Source organism: Pelagibacterium mangrovi, assembly GCF_036662815.1.
GTDB lineage: Bacteria > Pseudomonadota > Alphaproteobacteria > Rhizobiales > Devosiaceae > Pelagibacterium > Pelagibacterium mangrovi.
The window spans coordinates 152,200-174,655 of the sequence record NZ_JBAFXA010000008.1; the positions used below are offsets into that span (position 1 = coordinate 152,200).

The 22,456-nt window shown below is 62.6% G+C and carries 19 protein-coding genes; 4 read left to right on the top strand and 15 right to left on the bottom strand.

The window, feature by feature from the left end; genetic code table 11:
• The first annotated feature begins 14 nt into the window (after positions 1–14).
• Entirely contained in the window at positions 15–1,052 is a 1,038-nt protein-coding gene (locus tag V4T21_RS15075) for a sulfate/molybdate ABC transporter ATP-binding protein (RefSeq protein ID WP_332718284.1), read from the top strand.
• A 3-nt stretch (positions 1,053–1,055) separates the two neighbouring features.
• Here V4T21_RS15075 and cysW read toward each other — a convergent pair whose 3' ends face one another.
• From cysW to V4T21_RS15145, 14 genes are all read right to left on the bottom strand, one after another.
• Entirely contained in the window at positions 1,056–1,868 is an 813-nt protein-coding gene (gene cysW, locus V4T21_RS15080) for a sulfate ABC transporter permease subunit CysW (RefSeq protein WP_332718286.1), read from the bottom strand.
• Positions 1,865–2,710 (bottom strand): sulfate ABC transporter permease subunit CysT, encoded by an 846-nt coding sequence (cysT, locus tag V4T21_RS15085; protein ID WP_332718288.1) that lies wholly within the window; start codon positions 2,708–2,710, stop codon positions 1,865–1,867. The genes cysW and cysT overlap by 4 nt, the downstream gene beginning before the upstream one ends.
• A 72-nt stretch (positions 2,711–2,782) precedes the next feature.
• Complete coding sequence (locus V4T21_RS15090) at positions 2,783–3,775, bottom strand: sulfate ABC transporter substrate-binding protein (RefSeq protein WP_332718290.1); 993 nt, start codon at positions 3,773–3,775, stop codon at positions 2,783–2,785.
• Between the two features lie 141 nt (positions 3,776–3,916).
• Entirely contained in the window at positions 3,917–4,522 is a 606-nt protein-coding gene (locus V4T21_RS15095) for a histidine phosphatase family protein (protein ID WP_332718292.1), read from the bottom strand.
• Positions 4,519–5,580, bottom strand: a complete 1,062-nt coding sequence (locus V4T21_RS15100) for an ABC transporter ATP-binding protein (protein ID WP_332718294.1) — start codon at positions 5,578–5,580, stop codon at positions 4,519–4,521. Before V4T21_RS15100 ends, V4T21_RS15095 begins: the two co-directional genes overlap by 4 nt.
• Positions 5,581–5,588: 8 nt before the next feature.
• Positions 5,589–7,331 carry an ABC transporter permease gene (locus tag V4T21_RS15105; protein ID WP_332718296.1) on the bottom strand — a complete coding sequence of 581 codons (1,743 nt, stop codon included), beginning with the start codon at positions 7,329–7,331 and terminating at the stop codon, positions 5,589–5,591.
• A 62-nt stretch (positions 7,332–7,393) separates the two neighbouring features.
• Positions 7,394–8,515 (bottom strand): ABC transporter substrate-binding protein, encoded by a 1,122-nt coding sequence (locus tag V4T21_RS15110; protein ID WP_332718299.1) that lies wholly within the window; start codon positions 8,513–8,515, stop codon positions 7,394–7,396.
• Between the two features lie 146 nt (positions 8,516–8,661).
• Entirely contained in the window at positions 8,662–9,504 is an 843-nt protein-coding gene (locus V4T21_RS15115) for a MurR/RpiR family transcriptional regulator (RefSeq protein ID WP_332718301.1), read from the bottom strand.
• An 87-nt stretch (positions 9,505–9,591) separates the two neighbouring features.
• Positions 9,592–10,980: an FGGY-family carbohydrate kinase gene (locus tag V4T21_RS15120; protein ID WP_332718303.1), complete on the bottom strand. Its 1,389-nt coding sequence runs from the start codon at positions 10,978–10,980 to the stop codon at positions 9,592–9,594.
• Positions 10,977–11,978: an ABC transporter permease gene (locus V4T21_RS15125; RefSeq protein WP_332718305.1), complete on the bottom strand. Its 1,002-nt coding sequence runs from the start codon at positions 11,976–11,978 to the stop codon at positions 10,977–10,979. The genes V4T21_RS15120 and V4T21_RS15125 overlap by 4 nt, the downstream gene beginning before the upstream one ends.
• On the bottom strand, positions 11,975–12,955 hold the full coding sequence (locus tag V4T21_RS15130) for an ABC transporter permease (RefSeq protein WP_332718307.1): 981 nt from the start codon (positions 12,953–12,955) through the stop codon (positions 11,975–11,977). Before V4T21_RS15130 ends, V4T21_RS15125 begins: the two co-directional genes overlap by 4 nt.
• 2 nt (positions 12,956–12,957) lie before the next feature.
• On the bottom strand, positions 12,958–14,442 hold the full coding sequence (locus V4T21_RS15135; RefSeq protein ID WP_332718309.1) for a sugar ABC transporter ATP-binding protein: 1,485 nt from the start codon (positions 14,440–14,442) through the stop codon (positions 12,958–12,960).
• Between the two features lie 128 nt (positions 14,443–14,570).
• A complete protein-coding gene (rhaS, locus tag V4T21_RS15140) occupies positions 14,571–15,569 on the bottom strand; it encodes a rhamnose ABC transporter substrate-binding protein (RefSeq protein WP_332718311.1) in 999 nt (332 codons plus the stop codon).
• 53 nt (positions 15,570–15,622) lie between these two features.
• Positions 15,623–16,435, bottom strand: coding sequence for a DeoR/GlpR family DNA-binding transcription regulator (locus V4T21_RS15145; RefSeq protein ID WP_332718312.1), 813 nt, complete (start codon positions 16,433–16,435; stop codon positions 15,623–15,625).
• 161 nt (positions 16,436–16,596) lie between these two features.
• Here V4T21_RS15145 and V4T21_RS15150 point away from each other — a divergent pair, with 161 nt between their 5' ends.
• From V4T21_RS15150 to rhaM, 3 genes are all read left to right on the top strand, one after another.
• Entirely contained in the window at positions 16,597–18,699 is a 2,103-nt protein-coding gene (locus V4T21_RS15150; RefSeq protein ID WP_332718313.1) for a bifunctional rhamnulose-1-phosphate aldolase/short-chain dehydrogenase, read from the top strand.
• A 229-nt stretch (positions 18,700–18,928) separates the two neighbouring features.
• Positions 18,929–20,221, top strand: coding sequence for an L-rhamnose catabolism isomerase (rhaI, locus tag V4T21_RS15155; RefSeq protein ID WP_332718314.1), 1,293 nt, complete (start codon positions 18,929–18,931; stop codon positions 20,219–20,221).
• A 2-nt stretch (positions 20,222–20,223) separates the two neighbouring features.
• Positions 20,224–20,541 carry an L-rhamnose mutarotase gene (gene rhaM / locus V4T21_RS15160; protein ID WP_332718315.1) on the top strand — a complete coding sequence of 106 codons (318 nt, stop codon included), beginning with the start codon at positions 20,224–20,226 and terminating at the stop codon, positions 20,539–20,541.
• Positions 20,542–20,565: 24 nt separating this feature from the next.
• Here rhaM and recQ read toward each other — a convergent pair whose 3' ends face one another.
• Positions 20,566–22,398 (bottom strand): DNA helicase RecQ, encoded by a 1,833-nt coding sequence (gene recQ, locus V4T21_RS15165; RefSeq protein WP_332718317.1) that lies wholly within the window; start codon positions 22,396–22,398, stop codon positions 20,566–20,568.
• Positions 22,399–22,456: the final 58 nt, after the last annotated feature.

A 22,456-nucleotide genomic window follows, 5' to 3' on the forward strand; every position in this document is an offset into this window, starting at 1 on the left:
CGGGAAAGGCATTTATGGAAGTCAAAGTCAAAAACGTGCGCAAGGAATTCGACAAATTCCCGGCCCTGCACGACGTCTCTCTCGACATCCAATCGGGCGAACTGATCGCGCTTTTAGGCCCATCGGGCTCGGGCAAGACGACGCTGCTGCGCCTGATCGCCGGGCTCGATTTCCCCACCGAAGGGGCGATCTATTTCGGCGAGGAGGACGCCTCCAAAAAGAGCGTTCAGGATCGCAATGTGGGGTTCGTCTTCCAGCATTACGCGCTGTTCCGGCACATGACCGTTCTCGAAAATGTCGGCTTCGGTCTCAAAGTCCGCACCGGCAAGGATAAGTGGGCCAAAAAGGATATCGAGGCCCGCGCGCGCGAATTGCTCGAATTCGTCCAGCTCAAGGGGTTCGAGAAGCGCTATCCCAACCAGCTTTCGGGCGGTCAGCGTCAGCGCGTGGCCCTGGCCCGTGCGCTGGCCATCGAGCCCAAGGTGCTGCTGCTCGACGAGCCGTTCGGCGCGCTCGACGCCCAGGTGCGCAAGGAATTGCGCCGCTGGCTGCGCGAGGTCCACGATTCCACCGGTCACACCACGGTGTTCGTGACCCACGATCAGGAAGAGGCGCTCGAACTCGCCGACCGCGTCGTGGTGATGAGCCAGGGGCGGATCGAACAGGTGGGCGAGCCCGACGAGGTTTACGACACCCCCAATTCGGCGGCCGTCTATTCCTTCATCGGGGAATCCTCGCGCCTGCCCGTCAGCATCGAGCACGGCCAGCTCTATTTCGCCGACCGTCCGCTCGGGCTCGATTCCAAGGGCGTCGCCGACGGCAATGGCGAATTGTTCTTCCGTCCGCACGACGTCGATGTCGTCGAAGGCGGCGAGACGGCCATCGTGGGCACGGTCGCAACCAGCCGCCGCACGGCCGGCGTTCGCCAGGTCGAACTCGAAGTGGGAGGCGCCAAGGAAAAGGTCGAGATCGAAATCCCCGTCGATCACCCGGCAACCACCAAATCGCGCATCGCCTTCAAGCCCAAGCGCTGGAGCGTATTTCCAGCCTGAGGTTTAGTGCGCGCCGCTGCGCCATTCCAGGAGCGATTTCAGCACGATTGTCACCACCGCGAGCAGCGCCAGAAGCGTTGCCGCGGCAAAGGCGCCGGTGATGTTGAAATCGTTGAAGAGTTGGGAAATCTGCAAGGGCAGGGTGTTGGTCTGCCCCCGGATCGAGCCTGAAACCACCGATACGGCTCCAAATTCCCCCATCACCCGCGCATTGGTGAGGATCGCGCCATAGAGCAGCGCCCAGCGGATGTTGGGCAGCGTCACATGCATGAACATCTGCCGCCCGTTCGCCCCCAGCGACAGCGCGGCCTCTTCATCCTCGGTGCCCTGCTGGGCCATGAGCGGGATCAGCTCGCGCGCCACGAACGGGGCGGTGACGAAGAGGCTGACGAGGAAGATCGCGAACACGGTGAACATGATCGGCATACCCGCCGCCTGCAGCGAGGGACCGAGCAGCCCTTGCCCGCCATAGAGAAACAGATAGGCGACGCCGGCGACGATCGGGCTGATGGAAAACGGCAGCTCGATGATGGTGACCAGAAGCTGGCGCCCCACGAACCGGTGCCGCGTCACCAGCCAGGCGACCGCGATGCCGAAGACGATGTTGATGGGCACGACCACCAGCGCGGCCAGCACCGTCAGCCACACCGCATGCAGCGTATTGGGCTCGAATATATTGCCGATATAGGCGCCAAGGCCCTCACGGAAAGCAAAGGCAAAGATCAGGGCGAGCGGCACGACCAGCGTCAGCGCGGCGAGCCCGAAGGCCAACCCGATTAGCACGGTTTCGGCACGGGAAGGGCGGCGGGCGCTCATCGGCTTTTCTCCGCATAGCGCAATTGCCAGCCTTGCAGGAGGTTGGTCGAGAGCATGGTGACGAAGGACACGACCAGCAGAACCGTGGCGAGCGCGGCGGCGGCGGGGTAATTGTATTCATCGAGCCGGATGACGATCAGCAGCGAAACGATCTCGGTCATTCCGGGAATATTGCCGGCGATGAACACCACCGCCCCGTATTCCCCCAGTGAGCGCGCGAAGGACAGCACGCATCCGGTGAGAAAGGCCGGCAGGATGGCAGGCCACACGACGCGGGTAAAAACCTGGAAGTCCGATGCCCCAAGACTGCGTGCAGCTTCCTCGAATTCGGGTTCGAGCTGTTCGAGCACCGGCTGGATGGCGCGCACGACGAAGGGAATGGAGGTGAACGTCATGGCGACGATGATGCCGATCTGGGTGTAGTTGACGTATAATCCCAGCGGCTCCAGCACCGCGCCATACCACCCGTCGGGGGAAAACAGCGTCACCAGCGTCAGGCCCGCCACGGCGGTCGGCAACGCGAAGGGCAAATCGACCAGTGCATCGAGCGCCTTGCGGCCGGCAAAGCGATATCGGACGATCACCCAGGCCAGCAACAGCCCCAGCCCGGCATTGATCACCGTCGCCAGGGCCGCCGACGATATCGTGATCCAATAGGCCGAAAGCGCCCGCTGCGAGGTCGTGATGCGGATAAATTCGTCGAACCCCAGGCTCGCCGATTTGAACAGCATGGCGGCGATCGGCAGGGCGATGATGATCGTCGCATAGGTGAGCGCAATACCCAGCGACAGCCCGAAGCCCGGCAATATGGATCTGCGATAAAGGCGCGCTGCTATGGCCAAGGGTGCCCTCAAATGCTTGCGGCGGCATGGGGTTTCCCCCACGCCGCACGATGGTGATTGGTCGGTCAGTCGTTATTGATTGACGAAAACCTGGTCGAGCAGCCCACCCTCGGCGAAGTGCTCTTCAGAGACCCGATCCCAGCCGCCGAATTCCTCTTCGATGGTCACCAGCCGCAATTCGGGGAAGGTGTCGGCGTATTCGGCGGCCACCGCTTCGTCGTGAACGCGGTTGAAATTCTGCGCCAGAATTTCCTGGCCCTGGGTCGAATAGAGGAATTCGATATAGGCTTGGGCGATATCGGCCGATCCGCGCGCCTCGGCCACCCGGTCGACGACCGCCACGGGGAATTCAGCCAGAACGCTGACGCTGGGCACCACAACCTCGAATTGGTCGGCGCCGAGCTGGTTGACGATGGCGAGAGCCTCGGCCTCGAAAGTGATCAGCGCATCGCCCAGCCGCCGCTCGACAAAGGCCGTCGTCGCGCCGCGCCCGCCGGTTTCGAACACGGGCACATTGCCGAAGAAGGTGGTGAGAAATTCGCCGACCTGCGCTTCATCATCGCCAAACGCTTCATTGGCATAGGCACGGGCCGCCAGATAGGTGTATCGCCCGTTCCCCGAGGTTTTGGGATTGGGAAAGATCACCTGCACGTCATCGCGCACCAGATCGTCCCAATCCTCGATCCCCTTGGGGTTGCCGGCGCGCACCAGAAAGGCCGGGGGCGAATAATAGGGCGATGCGTTGTTGGGAAATTCGCTCTGCCAATCTTCCGAAACGAACCCGTTCTGGGCCAGAACGTCGACGTCGGTCACCTGGTTGAACGTGACGAAATCGGCCTGCAACCCCTCCAGAATGGCGCGGGCCTGGGTGGACGAGCCGGCATGGGACTGGTTGATGGTGAGCGTCGTTCCCGTCTGCTCGGCGTAATAGGGAATGAAGGCTTCGTTGACCGCTGCGTAGAGTTCGCGGGCGATATCGTAGGAAACGTTCAAAATATCGGTCGGCTGCGCCGCCGTCGGCGTCGCGGTGGCGGCCAATGCCAGCGCCAGAATGAGTTTTTTCACCAATGCCTCCATGGCTTGCAATTGATGCCAGTGTAGGGATCGGCCTTTGCGCGGGCGATGCGCGCTTGCGGATGCATGCCCCAAAATAGCGCCCGCCGGTGGCATGGATTTCTTCTGGTGCCGGAAGAACGGGAATCCCTCTCAATCGGGCGCGTCGAGAACCGGCCCGAGGGGGGAATAGTTGAACAGTTCGAGCCGCATGGTCCCCGAACCGGCAGGGCGCTCGGCAAGGATGGTGAGGCTTGCCGGACCTACCGGGATGATCCGCTTGGGCGGCAGATCGATCAGGCTTTCCAGTAGCGCCCGGATCACCCCGCCGTGGCAGACGACAAGCAACCGCTCGCTGGTCTGTAGCGCCTCGGCCACGCACTCGGTCGTGCGCGCGACGAAATCGGACCATTTTTCGCCATTGGGAGGTGTGTGCGTGCCGGCCCGCCACCCCTGATAGGCGGCGCTCTCCTGCGTTCGGATGTCCTCGATGGCGCGTCCGGTCCAATCGCCGACATTGATTTCGCGCAGCTCGGTGCGGCACTCGGCATCGGCAATGCCCAATAGCCCGGCCGTGTCATGCGCGCGTTCGAGGTCCGAGCAGATCGTCCGGTCGGGCAAAAGTCCCTCGATCACCGGCTTCAGCGCCTCGGCCTGGCTGCGGCCCTTGGGCGAGAGAGCGATATCGGCCTGTCCTTGCAAGCGGCGATCCGCGTTCCATTCCGATTCTCCATGCCGCACGATCATCAGCCGCTTCATGCCATAATCTCCCCTTGGGGCGTAAAGAGCGCCGCCGGTGTCTCCGGCAGCGTGAAATAAACAGTGTCGCCGGGGGCAAATTTCGGCGCCGTGTCGACAACGGCGGTAAGCCGCATTTCGCCCCGCGTGCCGGTCACCATCACCCGCCCGGCGACCGGGCTGGCCTCGGCAAAATCGAGCGCCAGGGTGCGCGGACCTTCGGTGGAGGCAATGCCGAGCGTTTCGGGCCTGAACATCGCCTGCGCGGGGCCGGAAAGGGAGAAGGTGGCGGGCAGAACAGTGCCGGCGAAGGAAATGCCGCCCTCGGCGGGCGTCACCGGGATCAGATTGGCTGGCGGCGTGCCCACGAATGTCGCAACGAACGCGGTTTTGGGGTTGGCCACCAATTCCTCGGGCGTGCCGAACTGCTCGACCTCTCCATCTTTCAGCACCGCCACATGGGTCGCCATGGTCATGGCTTCCACCTGATCGTGGGTCACATAGATCGATGTCGCCCCCGTCGCGCGATGCACGCGCAGCAATTCGGTGCGCATCTCCACCCGCAGCTTGGCGTCGAGATTGGAAAGCGGTTCGTCGAACAGCAAAATCCCCGGCTTGGGCGCGATCATGCGCGCGATCGCCACGCGCTGTTGCTGTCCGCCCGAAATTTCGTTGGGGTAACGTGCCGCCAGCTTTTCGATGCCCAGCAGCGTGAGCACTTCGGCAACCCGCGCCTTGCGTTCGGGGGCGGGCAGTTTGGAGACCTTGAGTGGCCATTCCACATTTCCCGCTACCGTCATATGCGGCCAGAGCGCGTAGGATTGGAACACCAGCCCCGTATCGCGTTCGGCCGGTTCGATGGTCCAGTTTTTCTCGCCATCCGAAACCGTATTGCCCTCGAAGGTGATGGTGCCGGCGGTAGGTGTTTCAAGCCCCGCCAGCATGCGCAGCATTGTCGATTTTCCACAGCCGGACGGCCCGACGAGCACGAGAAACGAGCCCTTTGGTACCGAGAGACTTATCGATTTCACGGCATCGAAATCGCCGAAACTCTTGGTGAGGTTTGAGATTGCAATCATGGCGGGGCCTAGTTCTTGAGCCAGGGCTGCGACTTGGCCTGCAGGCGATTGGCCAGCAGCGTCGCGGCGATGGAGATGATGAGGATAACGACGGTGATCGCGTTGGCGAACTGGGTGAACCCTTCGGACGCATAGCGATAGGCGAGCACCGAAAGCACCGGCGTGGTGGGCGTGAACAACAGGACGACGAGCGAAAGGTCGCGCATGATTTTAACGAAGATGATCAGCGCCCCCGCCGCCAACCCCCGGCTGGCCAAGGGCACGGTGATGGCGGTCATGCGCCGGAAGAACCCGGCTCCCGTGAGCCTCGCGCTTTCGTCAAGATCGCCCGAAACCTGCTGGATCACCGCGCGGCCCGTCTGCACCGAAAACGGCACCAGATACGCGGTGCCGGCGATCACCAGCAGGGCGAATGTTCCATAGAGCGCCGGGAATGGCCCGATGGGCGCACCGAACAGCGCGATATAGGCCGCGCCGAACGCGATGCCGGGCACCAGAAGCGGCAGGAAGGACAATTGGTTGATGGTTCCCGCGAGGAACCCCTTGCGATAGCGGGCAAGGGTGAAGGCGATCATCAGCCCGAGCACCGATCCGGTCACCGCGACGACGACACCCAGTGCAAGCGTAGTGGTGGTCGCCGAAACGATGAAGGGGTTGTGGACCACGCCCGCCTGTCCCTGCGCGATAGACGGTGTCGAAACACCCATCCAGTAATGCAGCGACCAGTTGGAAAACAGCGCCGACGAACTGGGAGCCAGCGAGGACGCGATGAGGATCACCACCGGCACGATCGTGGTCAAAAGGCAAATGACCGCGGCGGCTGCAAACAGCGGATATTTCGCCCCGCCGAGCGTAAACCGCTTGGCGCGACCGCCCTTGCCGGTGATGGTTGCAAACGAGCGGCGGCCCGAAATGATCTTGTTGCCGAACCAGAGGAAAAACGCAGATACCGCGATCAAAAGGATGGCGATGACATAGCCGCGCGCCGTCTGGCCGATCTCGATCATCCCAAATAACCGCGTCGCCATGGTCTGCATGCGGACCGGCAGGCCGAGGAGCGCCGGGGCCGCGAAATTGGAGACCGCGCCCGCAAAGGTCAGCGACGCACCCGAAACGATGGCCGGCAGCGCCACGGGCAGGATGATGCCCATGAAAATCCTGCCACGCTTTGCCCCGGTCATCTGCGCGGCTTCCACGAGATCTGAATTGATCGTCGCGAGCGCTGCCGCGATCACTGTGAAGGCCAGGGAATAATAATGGGCGGTGAGCACGATAAGCGTGGGCACCATGCCCCAGCTCAGCCAATCGGGTATCGAAAGCCCCAGTCCTTCCAGAAAGCCGGTCTGCCCACCGACGCGCCCGTTACGAAACAGCGATCCCCAGGCGAGCGCCGTTGCAAAGCTCGGGATCATGAACGGCAGCGTCGCCAGAAGCCCGATGGTGCGGCGGAAGGGGATGTCGGTCATCACCACCAGCCAGGCCAGAAACCCGCCGATCAAAACGCAACCCGTCGCGACCCCGAAGCCCAGGATCATCGTATTGCCCAGTGGCACCCAGAGCAGGTTCCGCGAAAGCGGGCTGATGACGACATCGCTCCACGCCGTGATGGTTCCCGGCAGCAGCGTTTCGATGAGGATGCGCAGCAGCGGCCCGGCGATCAGGATGCCGACGGCGGCGAGAACGCAAAGCTTGAGCACAAGCCCTTGAGGGACCGCAAGGCGTCGGCGGGGGGTGGTGGTTGCAATGGCCATGAATTTCGTCCGGAGAGCCAGAAAAACCCCGGCGACCAGCGGCCGCCGGGAGGATGCGGAGATTATTGCAGCATCAAGATGAGATCTGCGATCTCCTGGCGGATCTCGGCGGTTGCCGTCGGATCGATGCTCCAGGCGATGAAGTCTTCGAGCGGCACGGCATCGGGATGGCTCACGATGTCGGTGCGGGTGGCGTAATCGCCGGCCACGTAGAACGGGGCAAAGCCCTCGCCGCCGGTCTCGCTGTCGTCACCCATCAGGAAATCGATGGCGAGACGCGCCGCAGCCGGATGCTCGGTGTTTGTGGACAGCGCAAGCAGGGCGGGGAAGATGATGCCGTTGGACGGCGCAACTTCATTGGCGACCTGGAGGGCCCAACCTTCGTCCTCATTGTCGCGGCGATCGGAATAGGAGGTGAAGCCGATGGGCGGATTGGGCTGGCCGACGGAACCGATGGCGGCGTTGACGTCATCGGTCGAGGACACCAGCACGACATCATTGGCGAAAAGATCGGCGATGAACTGCATGCCGGCATTTTCATTGCCCGCATCGAGTTCGATCGGGGCGCCGAATTCGGCTTCGTAGGCCTGGGCCATTTCGTCCGAACGCAGGACGATTTCGACCATCAGATCGAGATAATCGCCGCGCTGCAGCGGATCGACCATGATCACGCGGCCGGTCCAATCCTCGGTGGTCAAATCCCAGAGATTGTCGACCGGGGCGCCATCGGGGTGGGTTTCTTCATTATACATCAGCACCTTGGTGGAAAGACGCTGGGAGAGCAGGGGGCTCTTGAATTCGTCTTCGAGCAGGTCCGCGACGCGCGGCGGCACATAGCCTTCGATCAGCCCGGCTTCCAGCAGCTCGGTCAGAACGACCGGTGCATCGGAGATGTAGACGACGTCAGCCGAAGCGATGCCGGCCTGAGCTTCAGCCTGAAGGCGCGCGATCTGCTCGGTCGAGCTTGCGTCATACCCGACCATGTCGATGCCGGGATAAGCGGCTTCAAACGCTGCTTCCACGGCAGCGATGCGGCTGGTGAAGGAATAAACGGTAACTGTGCCTTCTTCCTGAGCGAGCGGAAGAAGCTCCTCGGCCGTCATGGCGTCGAGGTCCTGGGCAAAGGCGGGAGCGGCCAGAAAACCCGCCAGGGCAGTCGTGGCCAGAAGAGACTTAAGGGTCATTGCGAAAAATCCTCCAATGGGTGGAGCCAGTCAGCGCTGGCTCGCGTTAATGCACATGAGTTTGCAACAACGGTGTGACATGCAAGTTAGCTTGCAGAATTGTTGCGCGTCATATCGGCGGCCCTCCTTGCCGCCGTATTCAGCCCCTATCGGGACTCGAATTCGTTGATCAGTTCTCCCAGCGTTTCCAGTCGCTCCAGCGCCTTGGCCTGATCCTTCTGCGCCATGGTCAAAACCAGCGCATTGGTGATCGCCATCGGTACGGTCAGTGTCTGGAAACTGTCGTTGGACCCCGAGCGTGGAGCGGACAACAGCATTTCGGGCGCTGGGGTCAGCGCCGGGCCCAGCGAACCCGAAATGGCGATCGACATCGCCCCCACCGCCCGCGCACGTTCGACCAGCGCCGCATAATGGCGGGGCTGCCGCCGGAACGCGAAGGCGACGAGCGCATCCTCGTCGCCCATGCGCAGCACCTGCTCGGCAAGGTCGCGGCTGTCGCCTGAGAGGATTTCCACATCCAGCCCCATGCGCAGCAACCGCTTTTCGAGCATTACTCCGAGCGTCACCGCATTGCCGCGCGCAAAGATGAACACCCGCCGTGCCCGGATCAGCACTTCGGCTGCCTGCGCGATCCGCTGTGCATCGACATAGCGCGGCAGATTGCCCAGCGCCTCGATCTCGCGCGCGATCAACTCGGAGAGCAAATCCCCGCCCTGCGCCGCCTCCAGCGTATTGCGGACCCGCAGCGCCGGATCGGTCTTGACGATGAATTCGTCCCGGATCGCATCGCGAAACCCGGCATAACTCTCGAACCCGAGCTTTTTGGCCAGCCGCGATGCGGTGGCTTCATGCACCCCGATTCGCTGTGCTAGGCTTGATGCCGTGCCCAGCGCCACGTCGCGCGGCTTGGCGATGATCTCGCGCACCAGCTTGTGCTCCGCCGGTGTGAGATTTTCGGCCACCGATTGGACGCGTTCGAGAATGGACATGGTTCCTCCTGTCCGTTCTCATATTGTAGTGCATGTGGATTTGCAAGAATTATAATTTATGCAAGCTAACTTGCATTTTGGTTCTTTTCACACCGCACCCACCCTGCCCACCAACCGCCGCCAATCCCGCGCATATCTGGCCAGCGCCCCGACGTCAGCCGGCCCAGCGGCCACCGCTTCATACCCTCCGCCGGGCTTTGCCCCGGCACCCACCGCCAGCAACGCGGCCCCGATGCTCGTGCCGGTCGCGTTTCGTCCATCGGCCAGCACTGTCCGTTCCGTCGCCGCGCCCAGCATCGTCAGATAATCCCGGTTCCGCGCGAACGGCCCCTCGACGATGATTTCCCCTTCCGCTCCGGTCAGCGCCAGGCATTCGGCCGTCATCAGCGCCAGATAGAACGAGATCACGGCATGCCGCGTCCCCGCATCCGCCGCCTCGACCCCGCCGGTCCACTGCGCTTCCCGGCCGGGAAACGGCCCCGATCCCCGCTGCACGGTCGGCAGCAACATCAGCCCCTTTTCCAGCACCGCCGCTATCGTTTCCGGATCGCTGGGCTCGGTCCCGTCCCCCGTCAGCGTCGAATATTCCCGCCCGCCCATGAACCGCGCGGAGGGTACGGTGCGCCCCAGCGCGTCGATATTGGCAAGGCAATCGCGCTCAGCGTCCAGCGTCTCGATCCTGCCGCCGGGCGAAGCGACCACCACCCATGTTCCGGTCGAGACCACCGAAAACGGTGGCGTCCGCTCCAGCACATGGGGAAGGAGGGAGGCGTTTGAATCGTGAATGCCACAATGAACGGGCGTGCCCGCCGCCAGCCCCGTGCGCGCGACCACATCGGAGCATACCGCCCCCAGCGCATCGAACGCCGACCGGATCGGTGGCAGCCTCTCGCCTATCCCCATCGCCTCGACCAGCGATGAAAACGCGCCCCGCTTGAAATCCCAAAGCCCCGTATGGCACCCCAGCGATGTCAATTCCGACGCGGCCACGCCGGTCAGCCGCCAGGCCCAATATTGCGGGTAGGTGAGTATCGTCCGCGTCCGCGCGAATTCGTCCGGCCAGCGGCGTTTCAGCCAATAAAGCTGCGCCCCGAGGTTAAGCCCCATGGCGAGCTTGGGCGTCAGCGTTACCGAAAAGGGTGGGCAGAGCGCGTCATACTCTTCCCGCACGGCGTCCGGCCCGTCGCATTCATAGTCGAGCACCGGCAGCACCAGCTCGCCCGCCGCATCGACCAGCGCGGCCGTCGCGCCATGCGTGGTGATCGAAAGCGCATCGATCCGATGCTCCCGGTTGAGTTCCTCCATCGCCCCGAGCAGGAATTCCCAGATGCCTTCGATATCGAAATGGGGGTAGGGCGGTCCGTCCAGCACCCGATTGGGCCGCGTCCGCACCGCCATTTCGGCCATTGTGCCGGTATCGACCACGGCGAATTTGGCGTTGGTCTTGCCGATGTCGATGACACCGACATGTTTCATCGGCGCGCCAGCCGGGTCTGGATGCGGCCAATGATGATCGGCATGGCGATGACGGTGATCAGCATCGCCCCGATGACGATCGACATCACGATCCCCGGCACGTTGAGCAGCCCCAGCCCGAAGGTCACAAGCCCCATCACGCACGCCGCGATCACCACGCCCAATATGCTGCCCGATCCTCCAAGGATCGAAACCCCGCCCAGAACCACGATGGTCACCACCTCGAGTTCCCACGCCTGGGCGATCGAAGGCCGGGTGGACCCGAGGCGCGAGGTCAGAAGGATCGCCGCCATCCCCGACATCACCCCAGTCAAAAGAAACAGGATGAATTTGATCCGCCGCACCCTGATGCCGGAAAACTGCGCCGCCATCGGATTGTTGCCGATGGCAAACACCGAGCGCCCGAAGCTCGTCCTATGCAGCAGCACGCTGAACAGCACCGCCATCACCAGAAACAGCACAAGCTCGAACGAGATCACCCAATAGACATAGCCCTGCCCGAAATAGGAAAAGCCGGGCGGATATCCTGTGAACGCCTGATCCCCGAGCACGATATAGGAGATGCCTCGGAAGAGACTCATCGTTCCGATGGTGACGACGATGGATGGCAGCTTCAGCCCCGCCACCAGTGCCCCATTGACCGCCCCGCACAGCAATCCCGTGCCCAGCCCGATGGCGATCAGCAGCGGCACGTCCGCCCCCATCTGCGCCGCCGCGCCCATGGCGGTCGAGGCGAGCGCGAGAATGCCGGCCACCGAGAGGTCGATTTCGCCCGAAATGATCACCATCGCCATGGCCAAGGCAATGATGGCGCGTTCGGTGAAATTGAACGTCGCGTCCGAAATGCTCCAGGGCGTGAGGAAATAGGGTGTCGCGAAACTGTTGAAAATGAACACCGCGACCGCCACGAGCAGCAGCAGGAATTCCCAGCTCTTGAGCGCCCCCATCCAGCGGTTTTCCAGCCGGTCGGGAATGGCGCGCGGATTGGCGGTCGTCATGGGTTTACTTCCGCTTTTTTGAGGATGATCCGCCCCTTCTTGCGCTCGGCGCGGGCGTTGAAGATCACCGCGATGACGATAACCGCCCCAGAGATCGCCATCTGCGCAAAGGGCGAAATGTTGATCACCGGCAGTGCGTTGGCAACGATCCCCAAGAACAACGCCCCCAGCACCGCCCCCACTGCCGTACCGATGCCTCCGGCAATGGAAATCCCCCCGATAACGCAGGCGGCGATGACGTTGAGTTCGAACCCGCTGGCGATCTCGGTATAGGCCACCGAATAGCGCGCCACCCACAGATACCCGGCAAGCCCGGCCACCATGCCTGAAATCATGAAGGCAAAGAACTGCGTCCGCCCCACGTCGATCCCCGCATACACCGAGGCTGTGGGATTGACCCCCACCGCGTAGATGTTGCGCCCCAGCTTCGTCCGGCTCATCAGCACTATAAAGGCGCAGATCATGATGATCGCGAACCAGGAAAATCCGGGTAGTCCGAGGAAGGTCATGCGCGGCAGTGCTTTGAACGCGTCGGTCATTTGGTGTGCGTTGACCCATTGCCCCTGCGAAAGCAGGAAGATCGAGCCGCGGAATATGGTCATCGTCCCCAGCGTCACGACGATCGAGGGGATGCCCAGCTTCCACACCAGCGCCCCGTTGAACGCCCCGAACGCCGCTCCGCAGCCAATGGCGGCAACGATCAGCAGCGGCACCGGCAGGCCGGGAAAAGCCGCGTTGAGCAGCGCCACGATCATTCCACACAGCGCCAGATTGGCGGCGATGGAAAGGTCGATGCAGCGGGTGAGGATCACCACCATCTGCCCCAAAGCGAGGATGAACAGGATCGCCGTGTCGTCGAACACCCGCGCCAGATTGCGCGGCGCGATAAAGGGTGGGTAGCGCAGCGTGATCAACCCGATCAGCACCACGATAGCGCCCAAAAGAATGAATTCGCGATGTTTCGATAGCGCCGCCATATTCAGTGCTCCTCGATCCCCGCCGCGCGGCGCACCAGCGTTTCCGCATCGAGCGAGGCGCGCTCGAATTCGCCGGCGATCAACCCCTCGCGCATGACGATCACCCGGTCGGACATGCCCATGATTTCGGGCAGCTCGGAGGAAACCATGATGACGGACAGCCCTTCGGCCGCCAATTCGCTCATGAACGCATGCACGGCGGCTTTCGAGCCGATATCGATGCCCTTGGTGGGTTCGTCCAGGATGATCACCTTGGGGCGGGTCGCCAGCCATTTGGCGATCACCACCTTCTGCTGATTGCCGCCCGAAAGCGTCCCCACTTCCTGGCTCAGCGACGCGGCGCGCAGATCTAGGCGTTCCGAATATTGCCGCGCCAGCGCAAATTCGCGCGCCATGTCGAGAAAGCCCGCCCGCGAGGTTTTCTTCAGCGACGGCAGCGAAACGTTTTGCACGATCGGCAAGCCTGTCACCGCGCCCTGCCGCCCGCGTTCCTCGGGAACATAGACGATGCCCTTTTCAATGGCGTCGGCCTCCGAGCGTGCCAGCGCCGGCTTGCCCTCCAGCGTCACCGTCCCCTTGGAAACGCGCGTCGCCCCGAACAGCGCCTGCATCAGTTCCGAACGCCCGGCGCCCACCAGCCCGTAAAACCCAAGTATCTCTCCGTGCCGCAACGAAAAGCTTATGGAATCGAATTCGGTGGGGTGCGACAGACCTTCAACCTCGAGCACCGGCTCCCCGATCGTCACATCCTGCTTGGGAAACGCCTGATCCACCGAGCGGCCCACCATCATGCGCACCAATTCGCGCTGATCGGTCTCCTCCATCCGCCCCGCGCCGATCATCTTGCCGTCGCGAAACACCGTATAGCGGTCGGCGATCCTGAAAATTTCATCGAATTTATGCGAGATGAAAAGGATTGCCTTGCCGTCCTGTTTGAGCAGGTCGATCAGGACGAACAGCTCCTCGATTTCCTTGTGCGACAGCGCGGCGGTCGGCTCGTCCATGATGACGATCTGCGCCTCGATCGACATGGCCCGCGCCACGGCCACCAGATGCTTGTTGGCAATGGAAAGGTCTTTCAGCCGCGCCTTCGGATCGATCGGCGCGCCCATGGATTTCAAAATGTCGGCGGCCTCGGCGCGCAGCGTTTTCCAGTCGACCAGCCCCAACCGCGTGCGCGGCGCGTGACCGAGAAAAATGTTCTCGGCCACCGAAAGCTCGTCGAACAGCACGGTCTCCTGATGGATCGCCGTGATGCCATGTTCGAGCGCGGAATGCGCGGAAGCAAAATGCACCTTCTGGCCGTGGAGCACGATCTCCCCGGCATCGGGTTGGTAGATGCCGGTCAGGATCTTGACCAGCGTCGATTTCCCCGCCCCGTTTTCCCCCACCAAAGCGGTGACCTGGCCCGGATAGAGCTCAAGCGAAATGTCCTCGAGCGCTTTGACGCCCGGAAAGCTTTTCGAAATGCCGGTCATTGTCAGCATCGCAATTGCCTCCGCGCCGAGCGGGGCAAATTGAGGAGCGGCGGTCATCGTCGCAAAGCCTCGCCATTTGGGAAGAGGGGCGCTGCCCGGCGGTTGTTCGCCGGACAGCGTTGCTTACGAGCGGACGATCAGAAGATGTCCTTGAACTCGTCGATATTGCTGGCATCGTAGATGAACGGCTCGGACATGCCCGCTTCGAGATTGTCGTCGAGCGTGATTTCGCCGACCCGACCGATCGAGATGGTCGAACCCGGCTCGGCCGTCGCGTTTCCGCTCGCCAATTCATTGGCGATGTAAGCGGCCGAATAGCCCAGGTCGACGGGGTTCCAGATAGCAAATTCCGTCGTCGCGCCGGATTCGATAGCCCCGGCCATTTCCGACGGCAATCCCAGCCCGGTTACATGCACCTGACCGATCATCCCGGCGTCTTCCACGGCGCGCGAGGCGGCGAGAATACCCACGGTTGTCGGCGCCACGATCACCTTGACGTTGGGCATCGATTGCAAAATGCCCTGCGCCTCGCGATAGGATTTGTCGGCCAGATCGTCGCCATAGACGGTGGTGACCAGATTGAGCCCCGGGAAGTCGCCCATCTGCGCTTCCATCTCCTCGATCCAGATGTTCTGGTTGGTTGAGGTTGTCGTCGCCGAAAGAATGGCGAAATCGCTCTCGCCCTCGGGCATGTGCGCCTCGACCAGCTGGAGATTCATCCGCCCGATCAATTCGTTGGACGAAGGATTGAGATGCATCTGCCGCCCTTCGGGCGCAACGCCCGAATCCCAGGAGATGACCGTGATCCCGCGTTCCATGGCGCGCTGCAGCGCCGGCACCACGGCATCGGGGTCATTGGCCGAAATGGCAATGGCATCCACATTCTGGGCGATCAGCGTGTTGATCACCTCGATCTGGCCTTCGGCGGTGGTCGAGGTGGGGCCGGTATAGATGATTTCGACGTCCCCGATTTCCTCGGCCGCTTCCTCGGCGCCGCGTGCGGCGGCTTCGAAAAAGCCGTTGCCGAGCGATTTGGCGACCAGCGCGATGCGCGTCTGGGCCTGTGCCGGCATGGCGACCGCCATCATGGCGGCGGCCATCGCCGTCGTTGCAAGAAGTGTTTTAACCAAGCTCATGAAATCCTCCCTCGAGCCTTATGGTTGATTTTCTCAACGTGGGCCGCCGCTCCTCAGGCGACCGACGAAGCTTCCTCCGTAGCTGACCGCTCCCCGGCATCGGCGATGATGAGTTTGATGCCGTGATCCTCGAGCATCTGGCGATCCTGATCGCTAATGCCGCGGTCCGTGATGATTGTCGAAATCCTTTCGAGCGGGCACAGGATCAGGCTCGAGCGCTGCCGGAACTTGGTGGAATCGGCCAGCACCACCAATTCGTCGGCCTGCCCGATCAGCTTCATCTCCGCCTGTATCAGCAGCGGATCGGCCTCGGTCAGCCCGTGCCGTCCCAGGCCCTGCGCGCCCATGAACATGCGCTTGGCATAAAAATGCCGCGTCACATCGCTTTCGAAGGGCGAAAGGATGATGTTCTGCTCGCGATAGATCGTGCCCCCCGGCACCACCACCGAATTCTTCGAATGGCCCAGCAGATGGCTGGCGATGGGGAAGGAATTGGTCAGAACCTGCATCCGCCGCGCGATCAGGTGGAATACCATCTGGTAGGTGGTCGTCCCGCCATTGATGATGATCGAATCCCCATCCGCGCAAAGATCGACCGCCGCCTTGGCGATGGCGCGTTTCAGATGTGCGTTGATCGATTCATTGACCGAGAACGGCCGCCCCACCAGCCCCGCCTGCGTCGGCGGATTGAGCGCTTCGGCTCCTCCGCGCACGCGCCTGAGCTTGCCCTGCACATGCAGCGCCGCGATGTCGCGCCTGATGGTCGCCTCGGAGGTGTCGGTCAGATCGACGAGTTCGCCCACGGTCGCAACCGGCTGCGCCTGCACGGCGGACAGAATGACCTTGTGGCGTTCGCGTTCGTGCATGTCCGGCACTCCTCCCTTAGTCGTATGCCATCATCAAAAACGATCACTGTCAATCATCATATTGCATTGGTGATTGATTATGATCGTTTCTGATTGACTTTGCTTCTCGGCCATGTGGATATGAGGCCAAAAGACCAAGCCGGTTTCTGGGGAGGAACACCATGACCGCTTCCGCCGCGTCCGCGCGCATCGCCAATCTGTGGGATGATGCCAAAGCCGCTCCGATGACCGAGCCCGAGCGCTTGGTCTATCGCTCCAACCTTCTGGGTTCGGACAAGCGCGTCACCAATTACGGCGGCGGCAACACGTCCTCGAAAATCTTCGAAACCGATCCGCTGACCGGTGAAAAAGTGGAAGTGCTCTGGGTGAAGGGCTCGGGCGGCGATGTCGGCACCATCAAGCTCGATGGCTTTTCCACCCTCTATATGGACAAGCTCCGGGCGCTGAAGGGCCTCTATCGCGGGCTCGAACATGAAGACGAGATGGTCGGTTATCTCCCCCACGCCACCTTCAACCTCAACCCGCGCGCCGCCTCGATCGACACCCCTTTGCACGCCTATGTGCCCAAACCCTTCGTCGATCATATGCACCCCGACGCCATCATTGCCATCGCCGCGTCCGCCGATTCCAGGGCGTTGACGGCGGAGATTTTCGGCGACGAGATCGGCTGGCTCCCCTGGAAGCGCCCCGGCTTCGAGCTTGGCCTGTGGCTCGAAAAATTCTGCCTCGAAAACCCGGACGCCAAGGGCGTCATCCTCGAATCCCACGGCCTGTTCACCTGGGGCGATACGCCCAGGGCGTGCTACGAACAAACCATCGCCACCATCAACAAGGCCATCGATTGGCTGGACGCCAAAACCGCTTCCGTCCCGGCCTTCGGCGGCGAAAAAATCTCTTCGCTCCCCGCAGATGAACGCCGCGCCATCGCCGCCCGCCTCATGCCCGCCATCCGTGGCATGATCTCGGCCGACAGCCATAAGGTCGGCCATTTCGACGATGGCGATGCCGTGCTGGCCTTCGTCAACTCAGCCGATCTCGAACCGCTCGCCGCGCTCGGCACCTCGTGCCCCGATCATTTCCTGCGCACCAAGATCCGCCCGCTGGTGATCGGGTTTGACCCCGCCAATTCCGATATCGATGCTGTCCTTGCCGATCTTCCGGCCGCGCTCGAAGCTTACCGCGCCGATTACGCCGCCTATTTCGAGCGCTGCAAACGCGCCGATTCCCCAGCCATGCGCGACCCCAACGCCGTGGTTTATCTGGTTCCGGGTGTCGGCATGTTCACCTTCGCCAAGGACAAGGCGACGGCGCGGATCTCCGGCGAGTTCTACGTCAACGCCATCAACGTCATGCGCGGGTCTTCCACCGTCTCGACCTATCGCGGCCTTCCCGAACAGGAGGCTTTCGATATCGAATACTGGCTTTTGGAAGAAGCAAAGCTCCAGCGCATGCCCAAGCCGAAATCGCTTGCCGGTCAGGTCGCGCTGGTGACAGGCGGGGCAGGGGGCATCGGCAAAGCCACCGCCGCGCGGCTTCTGCGCGAAGGCGCTTGCGTGGTGCTCGCCGATATCGACGAGGCCAATCTCCAATCGGCGCAGGATGAGCTTGCCTCCGCGTTTGGCGCCGATGTCGTGCGTTCGACCAGGCTCGACGTCACCTCCGAAGATGCGGTGATCGCCGGTTTCGCCGATGCCGCCGTCCAATTCGGCGGTGTCGATATCCTCGTCTCCAACGCCGGCCTCGCCTCCTCGGCCCCCATCGAGGAAACATCGCTGGCGCTTTGGAACCGCAACATGGATATCCTTTCCACCGGCTATTTCCTCGTCTCCCGCGAAGCGTTCAAGCTGTTCCGCGCCCAGAAGATCGGCGGCAAAATCGTCTTCGTGGCCTCCAAGAATGGCCTTGCCGCCTCGCCGAATGCCGCCGCCTATTGCACCGCCAAGGCCGCCGAAATCCACCTCGCCCGGTGTCTTGCGCTGGAAGGCGCTGCCGAACAGATCCGCGTCAATGTGGTCAACCCCGACGCCGTGCTGCGGGGCTCGAAAATCTGGACCGGAGAGTGGAAAGAGCAGCGCGCCGCCGCCTACAAGATGAGCACCGACGATCTGGAGGAACACTACCGCCAGCGCTCCATGCTCAAGCGCTCGGTGTTCCCCGAGGATATCGCCGAAGCCATCTATTTCCTCGCGTCCGACATGTCGGCAAAATCCACCGGCAACATCATCAACGTCGACGCCGGCAACGCGCAGAGTTTCACGCGGTAAGGGCGGTGCACTTGGCCAACTCAGCGCACCCCTCATCCCCGACCCTTCGCCCTCAAGGGGAGAAGGGGCTCTTTTCGCAGGGCTTGAGCTCTTGCCCAAGCGCTGCCCAGGCTACCCTTCTCCCTCAAGGGGAGAAGGTGGGCTTTCGCTTGAAAAGCGAAAGGTCGGATGAGGGGTGCGCTGAGCTTGCGACGAACGACAAGCGCGGTAAAAATTGGGAGGAAAACACATGACCGAGACCAAAATCGCATCTGATGTCATCGCGTCGGCAAACGAGACGGCCAGCACCGCCCTCGATGCCGACTATGCCGCCCTCGGCGACCACCTCTCCCGCCGCAACATCGACATCGAAAAAATCACCCAAAAGGTCTCCGCCTATGGCGTCGCAATTCCCTCATGGGGCGTGGGCACCGGCGGCACCCGCTTTGCCCGTTTCCCCGGACGTGGCGAACCGCGCAACATTTTCGACAAGCTCGAAGATTGCGCAATCATCCACCAATTGACCGGCGCCACGCCCACTGTCTCTCTTCATATCCCCTGGGACAAGGCCGACCCCAAGGACCTCAAATCCACAGCCGATGCCCTGGGTCTCGGCTTTGACGCCATCAACTCCAACACCTTCTCGGACGCCCCCGGCCAGCCCCTGAGCTATAAATACGGCTCGCTCTCCCACACCGATACCGGCACCCGCCGCCAGGCGGTCGAGCACAACATCGAGTGCATCGAAATCGGCAAGGCGCTGGGCTCCAAGGCCCTGACTGTCTGGATCGGCGATGGCTCGAACTTCCCCGGCCAGACCAATTTCACCGCCCAGTTCGATCGTTATCTCGATGCCATGAAGGACGTAGTCAAAGCCCTGCCGTCCGATTGGCGCATCTTTTCCGAACACAAGATGTATGAGCCCGCCTTTTATTCGACGGTGGTGCAGGATTGGGGCACCAATTTCCTCATCGCCAGCGAACTCGGCCCACAGGCCTTCTGCCTCGTTGATCTCGGCCACCACGCCCCCAATGCCAATATCGAGATGATCGTCGCCCGGCTTATCCACTTCAAAAAGCTCGGCGGCTTCCACTTCAACGATTCCAAATATGGCGATGACGATCTCGACACCGGCTCGATCGATCCCTACCGCCTGTTTCTGGTTTTCAACGAGCTGGTCGATGCCGAACAGCGCGGCGCCGAAGGCTTTGATCCTGCTCACATGCTCGACCAGAGCCACAACGTCACCGACCCCATCGAGAGCCTGATGCAATCCGCCATGGAGGTGCAGCGCGCCTACGCCCAGGCGCTGTTGGTCGATCGCGACACCCTCGCCGGCTATCAGCAGGAAAACGACGCGCTGATGGCCAGCCAGACCTTGAAGGCCGCCTTCCGCACCGACGTCGAACCCATCCTCGCCATGGCCCGCCGCCGCAAGGGCGCAGCGGTCGACCCCATCGCCGCCTACCGGCAATCGGGCTATCGCGACAAGGTCGCAGCCGAGCGCCCCGCCGCCGCCGGCGGCTCGGGTGGAATCGTCTGACCATGCCCGAACGCATCGCCTTCCGCATGGCGCTTAACCCCGGTCAGGCCGAGGAATACCGCCGCCGTCACGATGACATCTGGCCCGAACTCGCCGCCCTCCTGCGCGAGGCCGGCGTTTCGGACTATTCCATCTGGCTCGACCCCGAAACCCACCACCTTTTCGCCACCCTCGTCCACGCCGATACCCACACCATGGATCGCCTGCCGAACACCGAAATCATGGCCCGCTGGTGGGCCATGATGGGTGACATCATGGAAACCAATCCGGACAATTCCCCGGTGGAGGTGAAACTGGAGAAGGTGTTTCAACTCGATTGAAGCACCGGCAGCCTTGCGGCGCCTCTACCCCTCGGCAATCGCCGTCAAAAACGCCGCTCCATACCGCTCCAGCTTGGCATCGCCCACACCCGGCAGCGCCCGCATGGCGTCCATTGTTGCGGGTTTTTCCACCGCCATGGCCCGCAGCGTCGTATCCTGAAACACCACATAGGGCGGCACGCCCTGCGCGCTGGCGATCTCCCGGCGCTTGCGCCGCAGCCGCTCGAACACCGCTTCGGCCTCCGGCGAAAGCCCCTCGCCACCCCGCAGCGCCTTGTTGGTGTCGCTCTTCTTGCGCTCGGGATCGCGCCGCAGCGTCACGGCCCGCTCGCCTCGAAACACCTCGCGCGCGCCCTGATCGAGATAGAGCGCCCCATGCGCCTCATGGTTCACATGCACCAGCCCCATGGCCGTCAACTGCCGCACCACAGAGCGCCATGTCTTGACCGAAATGTCCTGCCCGACGCCGAACACGGGCAAATGCTGATGGGAGAACTTCTCAGCCTTTTCGGTCGCCTTGCCCATCACCACGTCGATCACATGCGCGGCCCCGAACCGCTGCCCGGTGCGATAGATCGCCGACATCACCTTGTTGGCCGCGTCCGTGCCGTCCCAGGTATCCACCGGGTTGATGCAGGTGTCGCAGTTCCCGCACCCGCCCGCATGCGCCTCGCCGAAATGTTTGAGCACCGCCTGCCGCCGGCACCCCGCCGTCTCGCAAACGCCTAAAAGTGCGTTGAGCTTGGCGTTCTCCAGCCGCTTGATTTCCTCGGGCGCATTGCCCTCGGCGATCATCCGCCGCCTCTGGCTCACATCGGAGAGCCCATAGCTCATCCAGGCTTCCGAAGGCTGCCCGTCGCGTCCCGCGCGCCCGGTCTCCTGATAATAGGCCTCGATCGAGGCCGGCAGATCGAGATGGGCCACATAGCGCACATCGGGCTTATCGATCCCCATCCCGAACGCCACCGTCGCCACCAGACACACGGCGTCATCCTTCAAGAACGCATCCTGGTTGCGCGCCCGCACGCCCGCCTCAAGCCCCGCGTGATAGGGCAGGGCCGGTATCCCCTTTTCGTTCAGAAACTCGGCCACCGCTTCCACCTTGGCGCGCGACAGGCAATAAACGATCCCGCTCGCGCCCTTGTGCCGACCGAGAAAATCGATCAACTGTGCCCGCGCATTGGTGCGCTCGACGATGGTGTAGCCGATATTGGGCCGATCGAAGCTCGATATGAACGTCTGCGCCTCTTCCAGCCCCAGCCGCTCGATCAGGTCGGCCCGCGTCGTGGGGTCCGCCGTCGCCGTCAGCGCTATACGCGGCACATGGGGAAACAGCTCCCGCAGTTTGGCGAGTTCGCGATATTCGGGCCGGAAATCATGGCCCCATTGGCTCACGCAATGGGCCTCGTCTATGGCGAACAGCGCAATGGGAACGCTCGCCAGAAGGTCGAGGAAACCCGGCGCCGAAAACCGTTCGGGCGCCACATAGAGAAGGTCGAGTTCCCCGGCGCGCAACGCGGCCCGCACCTCTCGCGCCTCATCCCCCGAAAGCGAGGAATTGAGCGCCGCCGCCTTCACCCCGGCCTGTTTGAGCGCTTCCACCTGATCGCGCATCAGGGCGATCAGCGGCGAAACCACGACGCCAATACCGTGCCGCGCGATCGATGGGATCTGATAGCAAAGCGATTTTCCCGCCCCGGTCGGAAACAGCACGACGGCGTCTCCACCCCCGATGACGTGTTCGATAACCGCGCTCTGCTGCCCGCGAAACGCGTCCAGCCCGAAGACCGAGCGCAGAATGTTGAGGCCGTCGGCCAGTGACGGGGCAGGGGCCGAAGCGTTGGCGAAAAGCGACATAAGCCAATGAAGGTTGGAAGGCGAAACGATTCGCCGCCCATTTGAGCGTTATCGCCCT